Genomic DNA, 20,385 nt, shown 5'->3' on the forward strand with positions numbered 1-20,385 from the left:
TCCGTGCCCGAGGGCCACACTCTCCATCGACTGGCCCGCCGGCAGCAGCGACTGTTCGGCGGGCAGCGGGTTCGCGTCAGCAGCCCGCAGGGTCGCTTCGCCGACGGTGCAGCGATGGTGGACGGACTCACCTTCCACGCGGCCGAGGCCTGGGGCAAGCATCTCGTCCATCGTTACCGGGACGGGCGTGCCGAACGAATGGTGCACATCCACCTCGGGCTGTACGGCTCGTTCACCGAACTCGCGGTGCCCGTGCCGGAACCGGTCGGGCAGGTTCGACTCCGCATCGAGACCGAGACCGCCGGAACGGACCTTCGGGGTCCGACGGCGTGTGAGATCTACCACCCCGCCGATCTCGAGGCGTTGGTCGCCCGACTCGGTCCGGATCCGCTGAGACGCGACGCCGACCCCGGCCGGGCATGGTCGGCGATCTCGCGGTCCGCGCGGCCCGTCGGCGCCCTGCTGATGGACCAGAAGGTCATCGCCGGGATCGGCACCGTGTATCGCGCCGAGATCCTCTTCCGCGCGGGCATCGATCCGATGAGACCCGGAAAGCGTGTTCTCCGAGACGAATTCGACGCTCTGTGGTCCGACCTGGTGACTCTCATGAAGATCGGCGTGCGTCGTGGACGCATTCACGTGATCCGGCCCGAAGACGATTCCGGGGCGCCGTCCTACGCCCCGAACCGTCCGCGGACCTACGTGTACCGGCGGGCGGGCGAGCCATGCCGGATCTGCGGGACACCCGTCCTGATCGCCGATCTGGAGGCCCGAAAACTGTATTGGTGCCCCGTCTGCCAGACCTGACAGGTTACTGCCCGGTCGGTGTGGATAGCCGAACCTTAGTAGCATGTGCGGAGCCGTGAGGTTCTTACTCATGCGAACGGTCGGGGAGACAAGAGGGGGCAGTGTGACAATCAGCGAAAGCATCCGGTCTCATGCCGGACTGATCTCGCGGGGCGAGGTGTCCCCACTCCGAGACGTACCTTTCCACGGCGCGGCCGACGCGCCGATCACCCGCCGTGTGCTGGCCGGTGGCGACCTTTTCCCGGAAGCCGAGAAACGCGTCGTGGCACACGAGATGCGGGCCGTCTCGGCGGCTTCACGTGACTACTGCGAGCCGCACGTGCACGACTGCCCGGAGATCAACATCCTGCTGTCGCTCGACCGTCTTGTCTACGAGATCACGCTCGGGGACGAGGTCTACGAGGTCGAGGCACCCGCCAGCATCTACATACCGGCCGGCCTGGTGCACAGCGCCAATGTGATCGAGGGCAGCGGTTTCTTCGTGGCGATCATCGAGACCGCCGACTACGTCGCCAAACCGCCACCGGCGCAAGCATCCTGATCGGTCACGGCTGCGAGGTGCGTGCCGCGGCGCCATGACACGGTCGAGGTGGGAATCTCAGGGAGCCCTCAGCGCTCCTGCGGGCGGTTCACACGTCCGGGACCCACCATGGGTGAGGTGCAGCATGTCAGAACCCCGCCACGGCCCGGCGGGGCACCGCCGATCACTGTCTTCGTGGTCGGCGGGACGGGGGAGTCGTACCCCGGTGACCCACGGACCGAGGTGTCCGGGCTCCTCACCGGAGTGGCCGACGAACTCGATGACCGCTTCGACTGTCGGTGGATCGGATACCCCGCGAGCTATGGTCCCGCCCCGCGTCCGGGCGGGATGAGTTTCGTCGAGAGCGTCGGGATCGGTGCGGGCCGACTGCGGGCGGCCATCCGCGCCACGGCCGGACCGGTCGCGCTGGTGGGTTACTCGCAGGGGGCCGTGGTCATCCGATCCGCGGTCGCCGATCTGGCGACCGGGGACGCCGAGACTGCATCCGACCTGGACCGGGTACTCGGTGTCGGGCTGGTCGCCGACCCGCACCAGCCGCCGGGCGTGGTGCCCGGTTGCGACGGGTGGGGAGTCGCCGGCCCGGGAGCGGATCTGCCGACCGGGCTGCCCGTGTACTGGGTGGGCGCGTCCCAGGACGTGATCTGCAACGCCGACGCGGACTCGCTTGTCCGCGACGTCGCCGACCTCACCGGCTCGATGACGCTGGCCGGGCTCGGCCGATGGGGGAGGAGTGCGTGGGATGTGTTGCGCGCCAACGACTTGCAGAACGCACGGCGGACGTCGGTCCGGCCGGCGCAGTGTCGGCGCGACCCCGGGCGGATGCTGGCGGCGTGGCGTGAGGTCAGGTGCTACCTCCCGTCGCGCATCCGGGTGGGTGGTGTGTGGCTGACCAACGCCGTGGGTGGCCGGCACACGTCGTATCGGAGCGACCCCTATCGGCGGACCTCGGTCACCGATCCGGCGTCCACCGGTTGTCAGGTCATCGCCCAGTGGCTTCAGGTCCAGGCGACGTTCGCCGACCAGGCCGCCACCTGGTCACACGACAGAGGGCCGGTCACCTGACGGTGACCGGCCCTCGTAGTCTGCTCGAGACTAGGTGTTCTGATACTTCCCACCGATGGTGTTGCGCACCACGATCGGGGTGTTGCGGGGAACGTTGTCGTAGACCCACTTGGCGTGATCGTTGGTGACGTTGATGCAGCCGTGGCTCACGTTGCTGCGACCCTGCTGATTGACCGACCAGGGGGCGCCGTGGATGAAGATGCCGTCCCACGACATCCGGGTCGCGTACTCGACGTAGGTGCGGTAGCCCTCGGCGGAGTCGACCGGGACGCCGTACGTGGACGAGTCCATGTACATGTCGCGGTACTTCTCCTTGGTGTAGTACACGCCGTTCGAGGTGGGGTTCTTGTCCGAACCCATCGAGATCGGCATCGTCCGGACGACCTTGCCGTTGTGCCACCAGGTGATGGTGTGGGTGTTGTCGTCGGCCAGGGCGATGTAACCGGTCTCGGTCTTGACGTTCGGGATGACCGGCCCGGCCGGCTTCTCCTCGGTCGTCGACGGCGGCGGCTGCGGAGCTTCGGGGGTAGTCGGCGCCGGCGGGGTCGGCAGACCGGGGACCGCGGGGATCTCGACCGGCGGCAGGCCGGGGATCACGGTGACCGGGACGGCGTTCGCGACGCCGGGAAGTGCGAGGGCCATGGCCAGGACGCCGAAGACGACAGCCGTGAGTCGTCGGGCCGAACGGCGGCGCGAGGCGCGCGGGGTCGGCAGGTGAGAGTTCAACACAGGTCGTACCTTCGGTTCGATGGTTCTTTCCGCGCATCGGCCTGAGCGCGGAACCATCGTTACACAACCGTTGCCTTGGGTCCAAGGAGCGGGTCACACCGAATGACGCCGCCATCGCGAACCCTCAGTACGACGTGGCAAAACCCGAGGTAGCGCCGTTGTCGACACCGCGTGTGACGGTCGTCACATTAGAGGTCGCGCATGCGCAGTGGGTTCCGGCGTGGGACTCATTGTGGCCGCTGGACCCTCGTATGCAACAGGATCGTTTGTCCCACTGGGGACTGCTCGTTCGGGGCGCCGTGTTCCCGCTCAGGCGGGTTGTGGATGTTCGGTGCGAAGGTGTTGCGCAGGTTGCGAACACGCCTCGTCCCGGCAGACGAGCATCACGTCGACGCGACCGATGCCGGCCTCGGACTCGGTCACGTCTCGGCGGACGTACAGGGGTGCGCCGCAGGATCCGCACCGGCGTTGGGTTTTCGTGTGGCTGGAGGACATGGGTCAACGGTACGCCTGGTGTGGCGTGGATCACAGGACGAGTCCGGGCCGGCGGGATGTGGTCCGGTCGGGTGACTTGGGCGGGGATCTGTGACATCGCCGACCCGAATCGCATGTGGTTCGCAGACAGCGGAGGAACGTGAGGGAAACGCCAGGCCAGTTCGCGCCCTGCCCACCACCGATCGTCTCGACCGGCCCCGGCGATTCGTCGGCACCCGGGCACCCGGAGGAGAAGGCGACTCCCGAGATCGTCTACGAGTACGCGCCCCTGCCGTTGCCGTGGAACAAGCCGCCGGAGCCGCTCAACTAGGCGCCCGGAGTAGCCCGGACCGACGAAAAAGGCTCGGAGACAATGTCTCCGAGCCGGTGGAGCGGGTGACGGGAATCGAACCCGCGTAGCTAGTTTGGAAGACTAGGGCTCTACCATTGAGCTACACCCGCGTTGCTCGCGGTGACCGTCGAGATCCCGGCGTCGCGTGCGAAGAGTGACTGTACCGGCAGCGGCGCCGGAACCGAAATCGGGGTGGATGCGACGAGGTGGCATCCGATGGACGACCATCGGTTCCGGCGTCGCCGCGGCACCCGTGCGCGGGCCCGGCCGCGGTGGCACGTACTATCTCTTGTTGGCCCTGATGCGCGGTCGCCCTCCGGGGTTCCCTCGCGTGTTCGGACCCCGGGATGTGGCGCAGCTTGGTAGCGCATCCGCTTTGGGAGCGGAGGGTCGCAGGTTCAAATCCTGTCATCCCGACTTGATCGATGTGGCCCGACCGGTCACCCGGTGCACGGCCCGCGAACGACCGAACTTCCACCACCGTAGATACAAGGAGTATTCAGGCGTGAAGAGCACTGTCGAGCAACTCACCCCGACCCGGGTCAAGCTCAACGTCGAGGTCCCGTTCGAGGAGCTGTCGGCAGACTTCGACCGGGCCTACCGGTCGTTGGCCCAGCAGATCCGGATCCCCGGATTCCGTCCGGGCAAGGCGCCCGCGAAGCTGATCGAGGCCCGTGTCGGCCGCGATTCGATCCTCGCGCAGGTCGTGAACGACGCCATCCCGGCCAAGTACTCCGAGGCCGTCGCCGAGACCGAGACCAAGGCCATCGGCCAGCCCGAGATCGACCTGTCCGAGCTGAAGTACGGCGAGTCGGTCACCTTCACGGCCGAGGTCGACGTCCGTCCCGAGATCACCCTGCCCGACTACTCGACCCTGTCGGTCGAGGTCGACGCGATCGAGGTCGACGAGGCGGCGGTCGACGAGCAGCTCGAAGGCCTGCGCGCCCGCTTCGGCACCCTCAAGGGCGTCGAGCGCGGCGTGGAGAACGGCGACTTCGTGTCGATCGACCTGGCCGCGACCGTCGACGGCGAGGCCGTCGAGGAGGCCACCACGGAGGGGCTGTCCCATGAGGTCGGCTCCGGCCAGCTCATCGACGGACTCGACGAGGCGCTCATCGGCCTGAAGGCCGGCGAGGACAAAGAGTTCACGACCAAGCTCGTCGCCGGCGATCACGCGGGCGAGGAGGCCCTCGTGAAGGTGACCGTGCAGTCGGTCAAGGAGCGCGAGCTGCCCGAGGTCGACGATGAGTTCGCCCAGATGGCCAGCGAGTTCGACACCGTCGAGGAGCTGCGCGCCAGCCTCGCCGAGCGGGTCGAGCAGTCCGCGAAGCTGGAGCAGGCCAACAAGATCCGCGACGCGGTGCTCGACAAGCTCCTGGAGACCGTCGAGATCCCGCTGCCGGAGAAGGTCGTCGACGAAGAGGTCGAGGGCCAGCAGCACCAGGTCATCCACGCGCTCGGACACGACGACGAGCAGGTCGCCAAATTCCTCGAGGCGCAGGGTAAGACCCGCGAGGAGTGGGATGCCGAGTCCCGTGCCGAGGCGGAGAAGTCGGTCAAGCAGCAGCTGCTGCTCGACGCGATCGCCGATCAGCAGGACACCGAGGTCAGCCAGGACGAGCTGACCCAGCAGATCATCTTCACCGCCCAGCGCTACGGCATGCAGCCGCAGGAGTTCATCCAGCAGCTGACGCAGGCCAACCAGGTCGGCGCCGTCTACGCCGACGTCCGGCGCGGCAAGTCGCTGGCGAGCATCGTCGGCGACGTGACCGTCACCGACACCAAGGGCGCCACCGTCGACACCGCCGAGTACTTCGGCGGCAACGACGACGCCGACGAGTCCGCTGCGGACGAGTCCGACTCCGACAACTGATCGGGCTCCCGCGGTCCAGCACAGCCGCACTTTTCTCCGCGATCGCCGGTCCTCGAAGTACGAGGGCCGGCGATCGTCGTCGGTCCACCATCACACACGGGCCGTTCACGGTGCCGAAGGCCGTTCTGCTCTCAGCGAAGAGGCGTGTCCTCGGGAGTGTCCGCGGGTGTCGATTGGTTAGTGTCGGTGAGGACGTCATCAGAGAAGCATTCGGTGTGCGTGCGCGTCACCCGCGGGTGACGCGCAGGTCATGACAACAAGGCAAAGGTAGGAACCCGTGAGTGAGCCGACCATCCACACACCCACGATGAGTTCGGGTGTGGCTGGGTTGAACCTGACCGATTCGGTGTTCGAGCGTCTGCTGCGCGAGCGCATCATCTTCCTGGGCACCCAGGTCGACGACGACATCGCGAACCGGCTGTGCGCGCAGATCCTGCTGCTCTCGGCCGAGGACCCGCAGAAGGACATCCACCTCTACATCAATTCGCCCGGTGGATCGGTGACCGCCGGAATGGCGATCTTCGACACCATGCAGCTCGCAGAATGCGACGTCGCGACCTACGCGATGGGTATGGCGGCGTCGATGGGCCAGTTCCTGCTCGCCGCCGGCGCCAAGGGCAAGCGACATGCACTGCCGCACGCGCGCATCATGATGCATCAGCCGTCCGCCGGCATCGGTGGTACCGCCGCCGACATCGCCATCCAGGCAGAGCAATTCGCGCTCACCAAGAAGGAGATGAACCGGCTCAACGCCGAGTTCAGCGGTCAGCCGCTCGAGAAGATCGAGGCCGACGCCGACCGCGACAAGTGGTTCACCGCGGAAGAGGCCAAGGAGTACGGCTTCGTCGACAAGGTGATCGCGCGCCCGGGTCGGTGAGACCCCGGTCCGACGACCGCTCCCGTACCCACCGCCGAGCCACCTCTACCCAATGGAGCAACAGATGACCAACTCCCTTTCCTTCGACGGCATGCCCGCCGAGGTCGCCGCCGGCATCCCCGCGTCGGCCCTGGCGCTGAAGAACATCGAAGCGCGGTACATCCTGCCGTCGTTCATCGAGCACACCCCGAACGGCCAGCGACAGTACGACCCGTACGCGAAGCTGTTCGAAGAGCGGATCGTGTTCGTCGGCACGCCGATCGACCAGGTCGTGTCCAACGACGTCATGGCGCAGCTGCTCGTCCTCGAATCGCAGGACCCCGACCGCGACATCACCATGTACATCAACTCGCCCGGTGGCAGCGTGCCCGACATGCTCGCCATCTACGACACGATGCAGTACGTGCACTGTGACATCGTGACCGTCTGCCTCGGTGAGGCGGCCTCGGCGGCGGCGATCCTTCTCGCCGGCGGAACCCCGGGCAAGCGTGCGGCGTTGCCGAACGCCACGGTCCTGATCCACCAGCCGCGCACCGGCGGCGCCTACCAGGGTCAGGTCTCCGACCTCGAGATCCAGGCCGCCGAGATCGAGCGCATCCGCGATCGCCTCGACGAGATCCTGGCCAGCCACACCGGTCAGGACAAGGAGAAGATCCGCAAGGACACCGACCGCGACAACATCCTGACCGCGGCCGCGGCCAAGGAGTACGGCATCGTCGACGAGGTCTTCGAGTACCGCAAGAAGTCGATGAAGAAGTAGTCCTGGCCAAGAAGTAGTTGTGGCAGTGCAGAAGTCCCGGTGATTTTCTGCCGCGACATTTGGCCTTATCGGTCGAAGTTCGAGCGACACGCGGGTACCGTCGGGTTACTGGGCATTCGAGTGTCGATCAAATGACCCATGCCCGGCTGCGTGCGACGCGACGGACCAGACACGACAGTCCGGCAACGAGGAAGTAGGTACAGCGCGAGATGGCACGAATCGGAGACGGCGGCGACCTGCTCAAGTGCTCTTTTTGCGGCAAGAGCCAGAAGCAGGTGAAGAAGCTCATCGCCGGCCCCGGCGTGTACATCTGCGATGAGTGCATCGACCTGTGCAACGAGATCATCGAAGAGGAACTGGCCGAGAACGGCGACGTCAAGCTCGACGAGCTGCCGAAGCCGACCGAGATCCGTGACTTCCTCGAGAAGTACGTCATCGGCCAGGACACGGCGAAGCGGACGCTCGCGGTGGCGGTTTACAACCACTACAAGCGCATCCAGGCGGGCGAGAAGAAGGACGCCCGGACGGGTGAGACCGTCGAGCTGATGAAGTCGAACATCCTGATGCTCGGCCCCACCGGATGCGGCAAGACGTACCTGGCGCAGACCCTGGCGAAGATGCTCAACGTGCCGTTCGCGATCGCCGACGCAACCGCGCTGACCGAGGCCGGATATGTCGGCGAGGACGTCGAGAACATCCTGCTCAAGCTGATCCAGGCCGCCGACTACGACGTCAAGCGTGCCGAGACCGGCATCATCTACATCGACGAGGTCGACAAGATCGCCCGCAAGAGCGAGAACCCGTCGATCACGCGCGATGTGTCCGGTGAGGGAGTCCAGCAGGCGCTGCTGAAGATCCTCGAGGGCACGCAGGCGTCGGTGCCGCCGCAGGGTGGACGCAAGCATCCGCATCAGGAGTTCATCCAGATCGACACGACGAACGTGCTGTTCATCGTGGCCGGCGCGTTCGCCGGTCTGGAGAAGATCGTGTCCGAGCGGATCGGCAAGCGCGGTCTCGGCTTCGGCAACGAAGTGGCGAGCAAGGACGAGGTGGACACCTCGGATCAGTTCGCCGACGTCATGCCGGAGGACCTGATCAAGTTCGGCCTGATCCCGGAGTTCATCGGCCGTCTGCCGGTCGTCGCGTCGGTGACGAACCTGGACAAGGACTCGCTGGTGAGCATCCTGTCGGAGCCGAAGAACGCGCTGGTGAAGCAGTACACCCGGCTGTTCGACATGGACAATGTCGAGCTGGAGTTCACCAAGGACGCCCTCGAGGCGGTCGCCGATCAGGCAATTCACCGCGGCACCGGTGCCCGCGGCCTGCGGGCCATCATGGAAGAGGTCCTGCTGCCGGTGATGTACGACATCCCGAGCCGCGACGACGTCGAGAAGGTCGTCGTGACCGGGGAGACAGTCCGCGACAACGTCCTCCCGACCATCGTGCCCCGCAAGGCCTCCAGCGACGAGCGTCGCGACAAGAGCGCCTGACGCGCACGACTGACGACGAGAAAGCCCCGCCCGGGTAGACCCGGGCGGGGCTTTCTCTTGTCCATCTCGCCCCGCGGCGGTGCCACATCGAGCACACTGAGCGATGTGACTCAACACGGATCGGATACCTCGGTGCTCGCCGGCCTGGTGCTGGCGGGTGGACGTTCGCGACGGATGGGCAGCGACAAGGCCGCGCTCGACTGGGACGGTGAACCCATGCTCGCGCGAGTGGTGCGGGTGGTGTCCCAGCGCTGCGATCCGGTGCTGGTCGTCGCGGGCGAGACGTCTGCGGCATTCCGCGGCGTCGACGACATCCGCGACCGGGCGGCGCCGGGGATCGATTCGTCGAAGGTGCACTGGGTGACCGACGAACAGGAGGGGACGGGTCCGCTCGGCGGGCTCGTCGCGGGCCTGTCCGCGGCGGCTGCCGCGGGTGCCGAGTTCGCGTTCGTCTGTGCCACGGACATGCCGCTGATCGCGCCGGAACTGATCGACGAGCTGCGGCTGGGGCTGACCGACTCGACGCAGGCGGTCATCGCCCACGACGCCCAGCGGGATCATCCGATGGCGGGGATCTACCGCACGGATGCCGCGGCGATGATCGCGGATGTCGTCGCCGGCGGTGAACGGCGCATGCTGGGCGCGATCGAGGCGCTCAACACCCATCGGGTGGGGATCTCCGATCCGGACTGGCTGGTCAACGTCAACGCGCCCGAGGACCTGCACAGACTGCGGGTCTCCGCGGGTTAGCACGAAGCGCTCGGGCGCGGACGGGTCCCGGGCGAGGTCCGGCCCGGCGAAAACATAGAATAGCGGCCGTGACATCACCCGACCAGACATCCGCGTTGCCCGAGACAGCGTCGCCCCGGACTGCCGTACCCGAGACCGGGTTGCCGAAGTCCTGGGACCCCGCTGAGCACGAGGCGTCGCTCTACCAGGGCTGGGTGGACGCCGGGTACTTCACCGCGGACGCGGCGAGTGACAAGCCGCCGTTCTCCATCGTGATCCCGCCGCCGAATGTCAACGGCTCGCTGCACATGGGCCACGCCTACGAGCACGTCCTGATGGACGCGCTCTCGCGTCGTCGTCGGATGCAGGGCTACGAGGTGCTGTGGCTCCCCGGCATGGACCACGCGGCGATCGCGATGCAGACGATGGTCGAGCGCAAGCTCGCCGCCGAGGGCAAGACGCGCGACGACCTCGGCCGGGAGGCGTTCATCGACCGGGTGTGGGCCGAGAAGGCCGAGATCAGCGGCAACATCGGCGAGCAGATGCGCCGGCTCGGCGACAGTGTCGACTGGTCGCGCGAACGCTTCACGATGGACGAGGGTCTGTCGCGCGCGGTGCACACGGTCTTCAAGAAGATGTTCGACGACGGGCTGATCTATCAGGCCGAGCGCCTCGTCAACTGGTCGCCGGTCCTCAAGACCGCCGTCAGCGACATCGAGGTGAGTTACGCCGACGTCGAGGGCGAGCTCGTCAGCTTCCGCTACGGGTCACTCGACGACACCGAGCCTCACATCGTCGTCGCGACGACCCGACTCGAGACGATGCTCGGCGACACCGCGATCGCGGTGCACCCCGACGACGAACGGTATGCCCACCTGGTCGGCACCGCACTGCCGCACCCCTTTGTCGACCGGATGATCCCGATCGTCGCCGATGATTACGTCGACCCCGAATTCGGTAGCGGCGCAGTCAAGATCACGCCGGCACACGACCCCAACGACTTCGCGCTCGGTCAGCGGCACAACCTGCCGATGCCGACGATCATGGACGAATCCGCCCGGATCGCCGACACCGGAACCGAATTCGACGGCATGGACCGCTTCGAGGCGCGTGTCAAGGTGCGCGAGGCGCTGGCCGAACAGGGCCGGATCGTGAAAGAGGTGCGTCCGTACCTGCACAGCGTCGGGCATTCGGAGCGCACCGGCGAGCCGATCGAACCGCGCCTGTCGATGCAGTGGTGGGTGGCGGTCTCCACGCTGGCCGCGGCGGCCGGCGACGCGGTGCGGGACGGGTCCACGGTGATCCACCCGAAGTCGATGGAGCCGCGCTGGTTCAGCTGGGTCGACGACATGCACGACTGGTGTATCTCGCGTCAGCTGTGGTGGGGTCACCGCATCCCGATCTGGTACGGACCCGACGGCGAGGTGGTGTGCGTCGGACCCGACGAGCAGGCCCCCGAGGGTTACGTCCAGGAGACCGACGTCCTCGACACCTGGTTCTCCTCCGGGCTGTGGCCGTTCTCCACGATGGGCTGGCCCGATCAGACCGCGGATCTCGAGAAGTTCTATCCCACCTCGGTTCTCGTCACCGGGTACGACATCCTGTTCTTCTGGGTGGCCCGCATGATGATGTTCGGCACCTATGTGGGCAAGGATCTGGGTCCGGGCAACGAGATCCCGTTCCACAACCTGTTCCTGCACGGCCTGGTGCGCGACGAGCACGGCCGCAAGATGTCGAAGTCGAAGGGCAACGGCATCGACCCGCTCGACTGGGTGGAGCGCTTCGGGGCCGACGCCCTGCGCTTCACGCTCGCCCGCGGTGCCAACCCCGGTTCGGACATCTCGGTCGGCGAGGACCACGCCCAGTCGTCGCGCAACTTCGCCACCAAGCTCTACAACGCCACCAAGTTCGCGTTGATGAACGGCGCGAAGGTCGGCGAGCTCCCCGACGCCGAGACGCTGACCGACGCCGACCGGTGGATCCTCGGCCGGCTCGACGAGGTGCTCGCCGAGATCGACGCCGGGTTCGAGTCCTACGAGTTCTCGAAGGCATGCGAGGCGCTCTACCACTTCGCGTGGGACGAGGTCTGCGACTGGTACCTCGAACTCGCGAAGGTGCAGTTCGCCGAGAACGACGAGAAGCGTTCGGAAGCAACGTCGCTCGTGCTGGGCGCGGTCCTCGAACCATTGCTGCGCGCGCTGTCGCCGGTGATGCCGTTCGTCACCGAGGTGCTGTGGAAGGCGCTCACCGGGGGTGAATCGCTCGTGGTCGCCCCCTGGCCGACCACTTCCGGACGCGATTGGTCGTCGGATTCGGCCGCCCGCGTGGACGATCTGCAGCGACTGATCACCGAGGTGCGGCGTTTCCGCAGCGATCAGGGTCTCCGTCCGGGCCAGCGCGTCGCCGTGCAGTTCGACGGACTCGGCGAAGCCGGGCTCGAACACCTGCTGCCGTACGTGACCTCCCTCGCGCGCCTGGACCCGGCCGGTCCCGACTTCGGCGCGACCGCGACCATCGAGGTCCGCCTGAGCGTGGCCACCGTGGTCGTCGCGATCGACACCTCGGGCACCGTCGACGTCGAAGCCGAACGCAAGCGGCTCGCCAAGGACCTGGCGGTGGCCGAGAAGGAACTGTCGACGACCTCGGCGAAACTGGGCAACGAACAGTTCCTGTCCAAGGCGCCCGACCACGTGGTCGCCAAGATCCGGGACCGTCAGCGGATCGCGACCGAAGAGGTCGAACGGTTGAACGCGAAGCTGGCGAGTCTGGCCGGCGCGTGAGCGACGACACCGGTTTCCCCGAAGAGGATCCAGCCGTCCTGGGAATGGATGCGGCAGGCGACCCCCTGGGTCTCTCGGCGATCCTGGGGGAGGACGAACCCGATCCGGATGCCGAGCCGGCGCGGCTGCGCGTCACTGACAGCGCCGACGATCTCGCCGAACTCGCCGAGGTCGAGGCCGAGCTCGACACCCGGTGGCCCGAGACCAAGATCGAGCCGTCGCTGACCCGCATCGCGACGCTCATGGATCTGCTCGGATCCCCCCAGCACGGATACCCCGCGATCCACATCGCCGGGACGAACGGCAAGACGTCGGTCACCAGGATGGTCGACGCGTTGCTGTCCGCGCTGCACCGGCGCACGGGCCGGATCACGAGTCCGCACCTGCAGCGCGTCACCGAGCGGATCTCGGTCGACGGCAAGCCGATTCCGGCACGCACCTACATCGACACCTATCGGGAACTCGAGCCGTACATCACCATGGTCGACGATTCGTCGACAGCGGCGGGTGGACCCCGGATGAGCAAGTTCGAGGTGCTGACCGCGATGGCGTATGCGGTCTTCGCCGAGGCGCCGGTGGACGTCGCCGTCGTCGAGACGGGCATGGGCGGTCGATGGGACGCGACCAACGTCATCGACGGCACGGTCTCGGTCATCACACCGATCGCGATGGACCACGCGGACTATCTAGGCGACACCCTGACCGCCATCGCGGGGGAGAAGGCCGGCATCATCAAGCCCGCCGAACCCGATGCGGCCGGCACCGTCGATCCCGTCACGGTGATCGCCGAACAGAGCCCCGAGGTGATGGACGTCCTGCTGCGCGCGGCCGTCGATGCGGGCACCATCGTCGCCCGCCAGGGATCGGAGTTCGCGGTCCTCGACTCGGTCATCGCCGTCGGTGGGCAGATGCTCACCATCCAGGGCCTCGGCGGTGTCTACGACGAGATCTTCGTGCCGCTGCACGGTGCACATCAGGCGGCCAACGCGGCGCTGGCGCTCGCGGCGGTGGAGGCGTTCTTCGGTGCGGGCGCCGATCGTCAGCTCGACATCGACGCGGTGCGTACGGGTTTCGCGTCCGTCGCCAACCCCGGACGGCTCGAGCGACTGCGCAGCGCCCCGACGGTGTTCGCCGACGCGGCGCACAATCCCCACGGAGCCGCGGCGCTGGCGCAGGCGCTGGCCGAGGAGTTCGACTTCCGTCGACTCGTCGGCGTCATCGGCGTGCTGGGTGACAAGGACGCCCGCGGAGTCCTCGAAGCCCTCGAGCCGGTGCTCGACGCGGTCGTCGTCACCGACAACGGGTCGCCACGGGCCCTGGAGCCCGAGACGCTCGCGGAGTACGCGCGGGAGGTGTTCGGCGAGGACCGCGTGGTCGTCAAACCCTTCCTGCCCGACGCCGTCGAGGAGGCCATCGCACTGGCCGAGGAAGCCGACGGCGAACGCGTGTCCGGTGCGGGCGTGGTCATCACCGGGTCCGTCGTGACCGCCGGTGCCGCGCGAACACTCTTCGGTAAGGAACCCTCATGACCCGGTACACCCCACCCACGAACGATCCGTGGAAGGGGCTCCGCGGCGTGATGGCCGGCACGATGATCCTGGAGGTCATCGTCGTGATCCTGGCGTTCCCGATCGTGTGGCGCCTCGGCGACGGGCTGACCTGGTTGTCCGGCGGATACCTCACGCTCGTCGTCATCGCGATGATCCTGGCCGCCGGGATGCAGGGCCGGCCGTACGCGATCAACCTCGATCTCGGCCTGCAGGTCGTGCTGATCATCGGGGGGCTCTTCCACTGGTCGATCGCGGTGGTGGGAGTCGTCTTCGGGTCGGTCTGGCTGTACATCCGCTACATCAAGGCCGACGTCGAGAAACGGGTCGAACGCGGGATGCTGCCCGGCCAGGAGCCGATCGAGTAATCGGTCCGGCGGCCACGGCCGTCTCGCCGCCGGCTGTCCGACCAGCGGTGTTCTCGTTGCTCAGGGCGGGGTTTGGTGGCCGCAAGACCTGTGGCCGGACCGTTATCGCCGAACCCGGGCGGCCAGGTGGGCTTGCTGTAACAATGGCCCATGCCGCGGGGGCCGACAAGTCGATCCTCGCAGCTTGTCGAACCCCTTCTCGAGACACCCGATGTGAGGACATACGTGCAGTTCCAGCTCTTCCGGACCACCTCCGCCCGAACCCGACGCCCCGTGCTCCCCGTCGTCGTCCTCGCGGGCGCGGCGCTCGCACTGACCGTCCCGGCCACGGCGGCGGCCGAACCGGAGCAGGACCAGGCACCCATCGGGATCGCGAACCTCATACCCGCCGCGGACGCACCTGTTCCCGTCGGTCCGGGGGAGTACAGCTATGTCGCCACCCACGAGATCACCCAGCGTGCCGCGACCATGAAGGCGCCCGAGGCCATCGCCAGCCTCCCGGTGCCCGCCCAGTACCGGCCCGCGAATCTCGGTCTGGCGCAACAGTTCGATCTCGCGCTCGCCGGCGCGCTCGCCTCGCCCGGCGGCTGTCTGCAGGTGGTCGTCGATCCGCGCTCGCGCACCGGCAGCCTTTTCGACTACGGCTTCTTCCCGGTCGCCGGCGAGTACTGCTCCTGACCGGTACGTGACCGTAGCCGGTCGATAGGGTGTCAGTCGTGACTGAACGCACTCTCGTACTCATCAAGCCGGACGGCGTCGAACGCAACCTCGTCGGCGACATCATCAGCCGTATCGAGCGCAAGGGCTTGACCCTGGTGGCTCTCGAACTCAAGACCGCGAGCGACGAGGTCGCTCGCGGGCACTACGCCGAGCACGAGGGCAAGCCGTTCCACCCCTCGCTGCTCGAGTTCATCACGTCCGGTCCGCTGGTCGCGGCCGTTCTCGAGGGGCCCCGCGCGGTGGCGGCGTTTCGCCAGATCGCCGGCGGTACCGACCCGGTCGAGAAGGCCGTGCCCGGAACGATCCGTGCCGACTTCGCGCTCGACACCCAGTACAACCTGGTCCACGGGTCCGATTCGCCCGAATCGGCACAGCGCGAGATCGCTCTCTGGTTCCCCGGACTCGAGGGCTGAACGCGAGCGCCTCGGCTCGACGCGCAACGTCAAACGCTCATCCTTTGCGGTCATCCGACCGCGGTGTGGGATACTTGCACAGTTATCGCCGACACACTTTGTCGACGACGACCGGATGACGCGCCCCGGTACCGGCGCGTCGCGGTGCGGCACTGACGCACCGCGACGCCACGGAACCGCAGCTGACCCCACCGAGTTCGCCCTGCTGCCAGCGGGCGAACACTCAGGTTCCGCCTGTGCCCGGTGGCGTGGAAAGCGATCAGGGACGCGGTCATCGACACAGCAAGAGCGTCGTCAGACGACCCGTGAGACGGACCGCCGCGACGACGCGCAGACCACACAACACCGGTCCGACGAGGACCGGGACACAGAGCAGACCCTCGCGTGGCCGCGTCAGCCCGACGCGCCCGGGGGTTCGAGGAGACTGAGTGACCGACAACGGGTCGCCGGCTGACGCGAACGCAGCGTCGGAATCGGCGGAAGAATTTCCCAGCAAACTTCGTGTGCACGCCCTGGCCCGCTTCCTGGGCCTCACGAGTCGACAGGTTCTGGCTCACCTGGCGAATCTCGGCGTGCAGACCCGCAGCCCGCAATCCAGCGTCGATCGTGACCTGGCGAAAGCCGTGGCCGAACGGGTGCGCTCCGGCGTCGACGAGACCGGCGAGACGCCGCCGCAGGCCGCCCCGGCCGGCGACGCGGCTCTGCCTGACGCCGCTGCCGACACGACGCCGGCCGAGGCCCCTGCCGACACCCCGCCGACGGACGCGGCACAGGCCGAGGCGGCATCGGTCGAAGCCGCACCAACCGAGGCGGTGTCCGCCGAAGCGGCGCCCGCCGACGACGCACCGACGGCCGAAGTCGCATCGACCGAGGATGCTGCACAGACCACCGCCGACGACTCGCCCGCGGCACCGACCGCAGCCCCGACGTTGTTCTCGGCCGCCCAGTACGACGCACCGGTGGCGACCCCGGCCGCGGAGACCGACGCCTCGACCGGCGCGCAGCCGCTGTTCCTGCAGCCTCAGGCCCCGGCCGACAAGCCCCGCGCCGCCCGCTCGGGTCGTGCGAAGACCCGCGCTGAGACGGGCGCGAAGGACGAGTCGGCGGACACCCCGGCAGACGAGTCCGTCGCTGCCGAGACCGCGACCTCGACATCAGCGGACGCGCCCGCCCGCTCGGACAGGTCGAGAGCCGATGATTCGACTGCGGCCGACCGGGACGCCGACGTCTCGACCCCGGACGAATCCGGCGCCGACGACGCCGATGATTCCAACGCCGATGATTCCAACGCTGATGATTCCGGGTCGGGCCGGAGTCGCCGGCGTCGACGCGGACGTCGTGGACGCGGGCGCGGTAGGGGAGACCAGGGGGGCGACTCTGATTCGGACACGGATGAGTCCGACGCCGAGGCGTCCGATGCCGACGAGTCGACCGGTGACGGGGCAACCGATGCCGACACGGACTCGGAGGACACCACGTCCGACGAGTCGGCCGAGGACTCGCGCTCGGAGGAGGGCCGTCCGTCGGGCAAACGCACCCGCCGCCGCAGCCGTCGTTCGGGTGCGGACAAGGCGGAGGACTCCGAGGCGTCCGGCGCCACGGGCGACCGCGCCGACGAGTCCGGTGACGATGCCGACTCCGCCGACGCCGAAGACGCATCCGATGACGACGACTCCGGTGACTCCTCGTCGACTCGCCGCCGCCGTCGCCGTCGCCGTCGCAAAGGTGGCGGCGAACCCGATGAGGCGTCTCCCGACGATCCGCCGAACACGGTGGTGCACGAGCGCGAGCCGCGCAGCAAGCGCGCCCGCGACGAGGTGCAGGGCATCTCGGGGTCGACCCGACTCGAAGCCAAGCGTCAGCGCCGGCGCGACGGGCGCGATGCCGGCCGGCGTCGTCCGCCGATCCTGACCGAGTCGGAGTTCCTGGCACGCCGTGAGGCGGTCGACCGCGTCATGGTCGTCCGAGAGCGCAGCGCGAACAGCCGCATCTCCGGCAACGACGGGCACGAGCACGCCGCGGTCGAGGACTACACGCAGGTCGCGGTCCTCGAGGACGGTGTCCTCGTCGAGCATTTCGTGACGACCGCGACGTCGTCGTCGATGGTCGGCAACATCTACCTCGGACGCGTCCAGAACGTCCTTCCGGGTATGGAAGCCGCATTCGTCGACATCGGTCGCGGACGCAACGGCGTGCTCTACGCCGGTGAGGTCAACTGGGACGCTGCCGGACTCGACGGCGGTTCGCGCAAGATCGAGCAGGCGCTCAAGCCCGGCGACAACGTGCTCGTCCAGGTCAGCAAGGACCCGGTGGGTCACAAGGGCGCCCGTCTGACCACGCAGATCTCCCTCGCCGGCCGCTACCTGGTGTACGTGCCCGGTGGTTCGTCGACCGGGATCAGCCGCAAGCTGCCCGACGTCGAGCGCAAACGTCTCAAGCAGATCCTGGCGAAGCTCGTCCCCGACGAGGCCGGGGTCATCATCCGCACCGCGTCGGAGGGAGTCAGCGCCGAGGAACTCGGTGCCGACATCGCCCGCCTCGAGTCGCAGTGGAAGTCCATCGACGAGGCGGTGGCCCAGGCCAAGAAGGGCGGGTCGTCGAGCCCGAAGCCGCTGTACGAGGAGCCCGACCTCCTGGTGCGCGTCGTCCGTGACCTGTTCAACGAGGACTTCAAGAAGCTCGTCGTCGAAGGTGACAAGGCCTGGAACCTGGTCGAGGGTTACGTCAGCTCGGTGGCCTCGGATCTCATGGAGCGGGTCGAGAAATTCGACAAGCCGCACGCCGACGCGCCGGATTCGTTCGTCGTGCACCGCATCGACGAGCAGCTCGCGAAGGCGCTCGACCGCAAGGTGTGGCTGCCCTCCGGCGGCACGCTGATCATCGAGCACACCGAGGCGATGACCGTCGTCGACGTCAACACCGGCAAGTTCACCGGCTCGGGTGGCAACCTCGAGGAGACGGTGACGCGCAACAACCTCGAAGCCGCCGAGGAGATCGTGCGGCAGATGCGGTTGCGCGACATCGGCGGGATGATCATCGTCGACTTCATCGACATGGTGCTCGAGTCGAACCGGGATCTGGTGCTCCGCAGGCTCACCGAGGCGCTCGCTCGTGATCGCACCCGTCACCAGGTGTCCGAGGTGACCTCGCTGGGCCTCGTCCAGATGACGCGTAAACGTCTGGGAACCGGTCTGCTGGAAGCGTTCTCGACCACCTGCACCGCCTGCAGCGGTCGAGGCATCATCGTGCACGCGAATCCCGTCGAGGTGAAGACCGACGACTCTTCGCGTGGCGACGGTGCCGGCTCGAAGCGGCCCCGTCGAGGCAAGAAGAAGGCCGACGCGCAACCGGAGGCAGTCGCCCCGGCCGTCGCGCCCGCTCACAAGCCGGCCGAGCACCCGATGTTCCGGGCGATGGCGGCGCACGCGCACGACGACGAACACGGCGAGGAGTCCGGCGCGACCACCGACGGTGACACCACGAGTCGGGTCGAGGATGCGGCGAAACCCGTCGTCGAGGGTTCGTCGCCGCAGCAGACGGCCGACAGCCGGGTGGACACCGCTGTTGCCGAGCCGACCGAGACCCTGCCGTATCCGGTGGCGACGGAACCGGCTGAGACGGATTCGGCTGGAACGGATTCGGCTGGGACGGAATCGGCTGAGTCCGAGCCTGCGGCGGTCGAGACGGTGCCCGAGCCGGTCGGCTCGGCCACCGACGGACAGGCTCCGGCGGCCGCACGGCGTCGTCGGCGGGTCGTCCGGCGTCCGGCGCAGACGACCACTCCGCCCGACACCGTGGTGATGACCGCGGCGGATGTCGTGGCGGAGACGCCGGTGACGACCTCGGGTCCGGTCTCCGCCGCTAACTCGGAGGCGGCGGTCGCGGTACGGCGCCGGCCGCGCAAGCGCAGCGCGGGCCGTCCCGCGGGACCGCCACCGGCCGACGACTGACCCGGGTGACCGGGCCGCGCCGGACCCGGGTCGGGCGAGTTTGACCCGACCGCCGACGTTCCCGTAACCTTGGAAAGTCGCCTCCCGCGGAGGGTCTGCGCTGTTCTGCCCGCTTCGGCACAGCAACGGTGCGTAGTCCGTCGGCAGGCCCTCTGGTGCGAACCGCAGCTTCCCCGGCCACATGCCCGGGTGCCCTGCGGCCCGCCCCGGCACGCACAACACAAACGCCCCAGGAGCGCTCGCGCCCCCAGGGTCCGAGTAGACGAGTAAGAGGAATACTTCGATGGCAACGTACGCGATCGTCAAGACCGGCGGTAAGCAGTACAAGGTCGCTGAAGGCGACACTGTGAAGGTCGAGAAGATCGACGGAGAGATCGGCAGCACGGTGAGCCTGCCGGTCGCGTTGGTCGTCGACGGGTCGAACCTGACCACCGATGCCGACAAGCTGGCCAAGATCTCGGTCACCGGCGAGGTCGTCGACCACGTCAAGGGCCCCAAGATCCGCATCCACAAGTTCAAGAACAAGACCGGCTACCACAAGCGCCAGGGTCACCGTCAGAAGCTGACGGTCCTCAAGGTCACCGGCATCAAGTAGTTCGACCCGCTTCGAGAAGACCTCAGGAGGACTGACACATGGCACACAAGAAGGGCGCGTCCAGCTCGCGCAACGGTCGCGATTCCAACGCCCAGCGACTCGGCGTGAAGCGCTTCGGCGGCCAGCAGGTGAGCGCCGGTGAGATCCTGGTCCGCCAGCGCGGCACCAAGTTCCATCCCGGCGTCAACGTCGGTCGCGGTGGCGACGACACCCTGTTCGCGCTCGCCGCGGGCGCGGTGGAGTTCGGCTCCAAGCGTGGCCGCAAGACGGTCAACATCGTCCCGGAAACCGCTTCGGTCTGACCTGAGCAACCGGCAC

The 20,385-nt window shown here is 67.8% G+C and carries 19 protein-coding genes and 2 tRNA genes; 18 read left to right on the plus strand and 3 right to left on the minus strand.

All coding sequences use genetic code 11. The features are described 5' to 3' along the window. The first annotated feature begins 3 nt into the window (after positions 1-3). The 3 genes from LEL84_RS00485 (at position 4) to LEL84_RS00495 (ending at position 2,410) form a co-directional block, all read left to right on the plus strand. Entirely contained in the window at positions 4-807 is an 804-nt protein-coding gene (locus LEL84_RS00485) for an Fpg/Nei family DNA glycosylase (protein WP_226513053.1), read from the plus strand. A 103-nt stretch (positions 808-910) separates the two neighbouring features. After that, entirely contained in the window at positions 911-1,348 is a 438-nt protein-coding gene (locus LEL84_RS00490) for a homocitrate synthase (protein WP_078113594.1), read from the plus strand. Positions 1,349-1,456: 108 nt separating this feature from the next. Beyond that, the gene (locus LEL84_RS00495) at positions 1,457-2,410 is read left to right on the plus strand and encodes a PE-PPE domain-containing protein (RefSeq protein WP_165630201.1); all 954 of its coding nucleotides are present in this window, start codon (positions 1,457-1,459) and stop codon (positions 2,408-2,410) included. A 30-nt stretch (positions 2,411-2,440) separates the two neighbouring features. On the opposite strand, the gene LEL84_RS00500 is transcribed toward LEL84_RS00495, so the two are convergent. Together LEL84_RS00500 and LEL84_RS00505 are read right to left on the minus strand one after the other, a co-directional pair. Continuing rightward, a complete protein-coding gene (locus tag LEL84_RS00500; RefSeq protein ID WP_137809329.1) occupies positions 2,441-3,139 on the minus strand; it encodes a L,D-transpeptidase in 699 nt (232 codons plus the stop codon). Positions 3,140-3,448: 309 nt separating this feature from the next. After that, complete coding sequence (locus tag LEL84_RS00505; RefSeq protein WP_058250048.1) at positions 3,449-3,634, minus strand: hypothetical protein; 186 nt, start codon at positions 3,632-3,634, stop codon at positions 3,449-3,451. Between the two features lie 139 nt (positions 3,635-3,773). Here LEL84_RS00505 and LEL84_RS00510 point away from each other — a divergent pair, with 139 nt between their 5' ends. Beyond that, positions 3,774-3,944: a hypothetical protein gene (locus LEL84_RS00510; protein ID WP_156422429.1), complete on the plus strand. Its 171-nt coding sequence runs from the start codon at positions 3,774-3,776 to the stop codon at positions 3,942-3,944. Between the two features lie 57 nt (positions 3,945-4,001). On the opposite strand, the gene LEL84_RS00515 is transcribed toward LEL84_RS00510, so the two are convergent. After that, positions 4,002-4,075: transfer RNA gene (locus LEL84_RS00515), tRNA-Gly, on the minus strand. A gap of 233 nt (positions 4,076-4,308) precedes the next feature. On the opposite strand from LEL84_RS00515, the gene LEL84_RS00520 reads away from it, so the two are divergent. The 14 genes from LEL84_RS00520 (at position 4,309) to rpmA (ending at position 20,369) form a co-directional block, all read left to right on the plus strand. Beyond that, positions 4,309-4,382: transfer RNA gene (locus tag LEL84_RS00520), tRNA-Pro, on the plus strand. An 88-nt stretch (positions 4,383-4,470) separates the two neighbouring features. Next, positions 4,471-5,838, plus strand: coding sequence for a trigger factor (gene tig, locus LEL84_RS00525; RefSeq protein ID WP_068972583.1), 1,368 nt, complete (start codon positions 4,471-4,473; stop codon positions 5,836-5,838). A 277-nt stretch (positions 5,839-6,115) separates the two neighbouring features. Beyond that, the gene (locus LEL84_RS00530) at positions 6,116-6,715 is read left to right on the plus strand and encodes an ATP-dependent Clp protease proteolytic subunit (RefSeq protein WP_078113597.1); all 600 of its coding nucleotides are present in this window, start codon (positions 6,116-6,118) and stop codon (positions 6,713-6,715) included. 64 nt (positions 6,716-6,779) lie between these two features. Beyond that, positions 6,780-7,475 (plus strand): ATP-dependent Clp protease proteolytic subunit, encoded by a 696-nt coding sequence (locus LEL84_RS00535; RefSeq protein ID WP_058250292.1) that lies wholly within the window; start codon positions 6,780-6,782, stop codon positions 7,473-7,475. Positions 7,476-7,684: 209 nt separating this feature from the next. Beyond that, positions 7,685-8,965 (plus strand): ATP-dependent Clp protease ATP-binding subunit ClpX, encoded by a 1,281-nt coding sequence (clpX, locus tag LEL84_RS00540; protein WP_058250051.1) that lies wholly within the window; start codon positions 7,685-7,687, stop codon positions 8,963-8,965. Positions 8,966-9,070: 105 nt separating this feature from the next. After that, on the plus strand, positions 9,071-9,715 hold the full coding sequence (locus LEL84_RS00545; protein WP_264186770.1) for a molybdenum cofactor guanylyltransferase: 645 nt from the start codon (positions 9,071-9,073) through the stop codon (positions 9,713-9,715). Positions 9,716-9,810: 95 nt separating this feature from the next. After that, positions 9,811-12,474 (plus strand): valine--tRNA ligase, encoded by a 2,664-nt coding sequence (locus LEL84_RS00550; RefSeq protein WP_137809370.1) that lies wholly within the window; start codon positions 9,811-9,813, stop codon positions 12,472-12,474. Next, positions 12,471-14,003 carry a bifunctional tetrahydrofolate synthase/dihydrofolate synthase gene (folC, locus tag LEL84_RS00555; protein WP_068972581.1) on the plus strand — a complete coding sequence of 511 codons (1,533 nt, stop codon included), beginning with the start codon at positions 12,471-12,473 and terminating at the stop codon, positions 14,001-14,003. The genes LEL84_RS00550 and folC overlap by 4 nt, the downstream gene beginning before the upstream one ends. Continuing rightward, positions 14,000-14,389 carry a DUF4233 domain-containing protein gene (locus tag LEL84_RS00560; protein WP_058250055.1) on the plus strand — a complete coding sequence of 130 codons (390 nt, stop codon included), beginning with the start codon at positions 14,000-14,002 and terminating at the stop codon, positions 14,387-14,389. Before folC ends, LEL84_RS00560 begins: the two co-directional genes overlap by 4 nt. 225 nt (positions 14,390-14,614) lie before the next feature. Further along, positions 14,615-15,067 (plus strand): hypothetical protein, encoded by a 453-nt coding sequence (locus tag LEL84_RS00565; RefSeq protein ID WP_065629007.1) that lies wholly within the window; start codon positions 14,615-14,617, stop codon positions 15,065-15,067. 38 nt (positions 15,068-15,105) lie between these two features. After that, on the plus strand, positions 15,106-15,522 hold the full coding sequence (gene ndk, locus LEL84_RS00570; RefSeq protein WP_058250057.1) for a nucleoside-diphosphate kinase: 417 nt from the start codon (positions 15,106-15,108) through the stop codon (positions 15,520-15,522). Between the two features lie 428 nt (positions 15,523-15,950). Further along, a complete protein-coding gene (locus tag LEL84_RS00575; RefSeq protein WP_137809331.1) occupies positions 15,951-19,472 on the plus strand; it encodes a translation initiation factor IF-2 N-terminal domain-containing protein in 3,522 nt (1,173 codons plus the stop codon). Between the two features lie 283 nt (positions 19,473-19,755). Beyond that, complete coding sequence (gene rplU / locus LEL84_RS00580) at positions 19,756-20,067, plus strand: 50S ribosomal protein L21 (protein WP_004019625.1); 312 nt, start codon at positions 19,756-19,758, stop codon at positions 20,065-20,067. 38 nt (positions 20,068-20,105) lie between these two features. Beyond that, positions 20,106-20,369, plus strand: coding sequence for a 50S ribosomal protein L27 (gene rpmA / locus LEL84_RS00585; protein WP_004019626.1), 264 nt, complete (start codon positions 20,106-20,108; stop codon positions 20,367-20,369). The last annotated feature ends 16 nt before the right edge of the window (positions 20,370-20,385 follow it).

Source organism: Gordonia sp. WA4-43 (assembly GCF_020520305.1).
GTDB lineage: Bacteria > Actinomycetota > Actinomycetes > Mycobacteriales > Mycobacteriaceae > Gordonia > Gordonia hongkongensis.

Excerpts from the sequence above, each read along its gene's own strand:
- clpX (WP_058250051.1), top strand. The coding sequence starts at position 7,685 with ATGGCACGAATCGGAGACGGCGGCGACCTGCTCAAGTGCTCTTTTTGC.
- LEL84_RS00535 (WP_058250292.1), top strand. The coding sequence starts at position 6,780 with ATGACCAACTCCCTTTCCTTCGACGGCATGCCCGCCGAGGTCGCCGCC.
- rpmA (WP_004019626.1), top strand. The coding sequence starts at position 20,106 with ATGGCACACAAGAAGGGCGCGTCCAGCTCGCGCAACGGTCGCGATTCC.
- LEL84_RS00560 (WP_058250055.1), top strand. The coding sequence starts at position 14,000 with ATGACCCGGTACACCCCACCCACGAACGATCCGTGGAAGGGGCTCCGC.
- LEL84_RS00495 (WP_165630201.1), top strand. The coding sequence starts at position 1,457 with ATGGGTGAGGTGCAGCATGTCAGAACCCCGCCACGGCCCGGCGGGGCA.
- LEL84_RS00505 (WP_058250048.1), bottom strand. The coding sequence starts at position 3,634 with ATGTCCTCCAGCCACACGAAAACCCAACGCCGGTGCGGATCCTGCGGC.
- rplU (WP_004019625.1), top strand. The coding sequence starts at position 19,756 with ATGGCAACGTACGCGATCGTCAAGACCGGCGGTAAGCAGTACAAGGTC.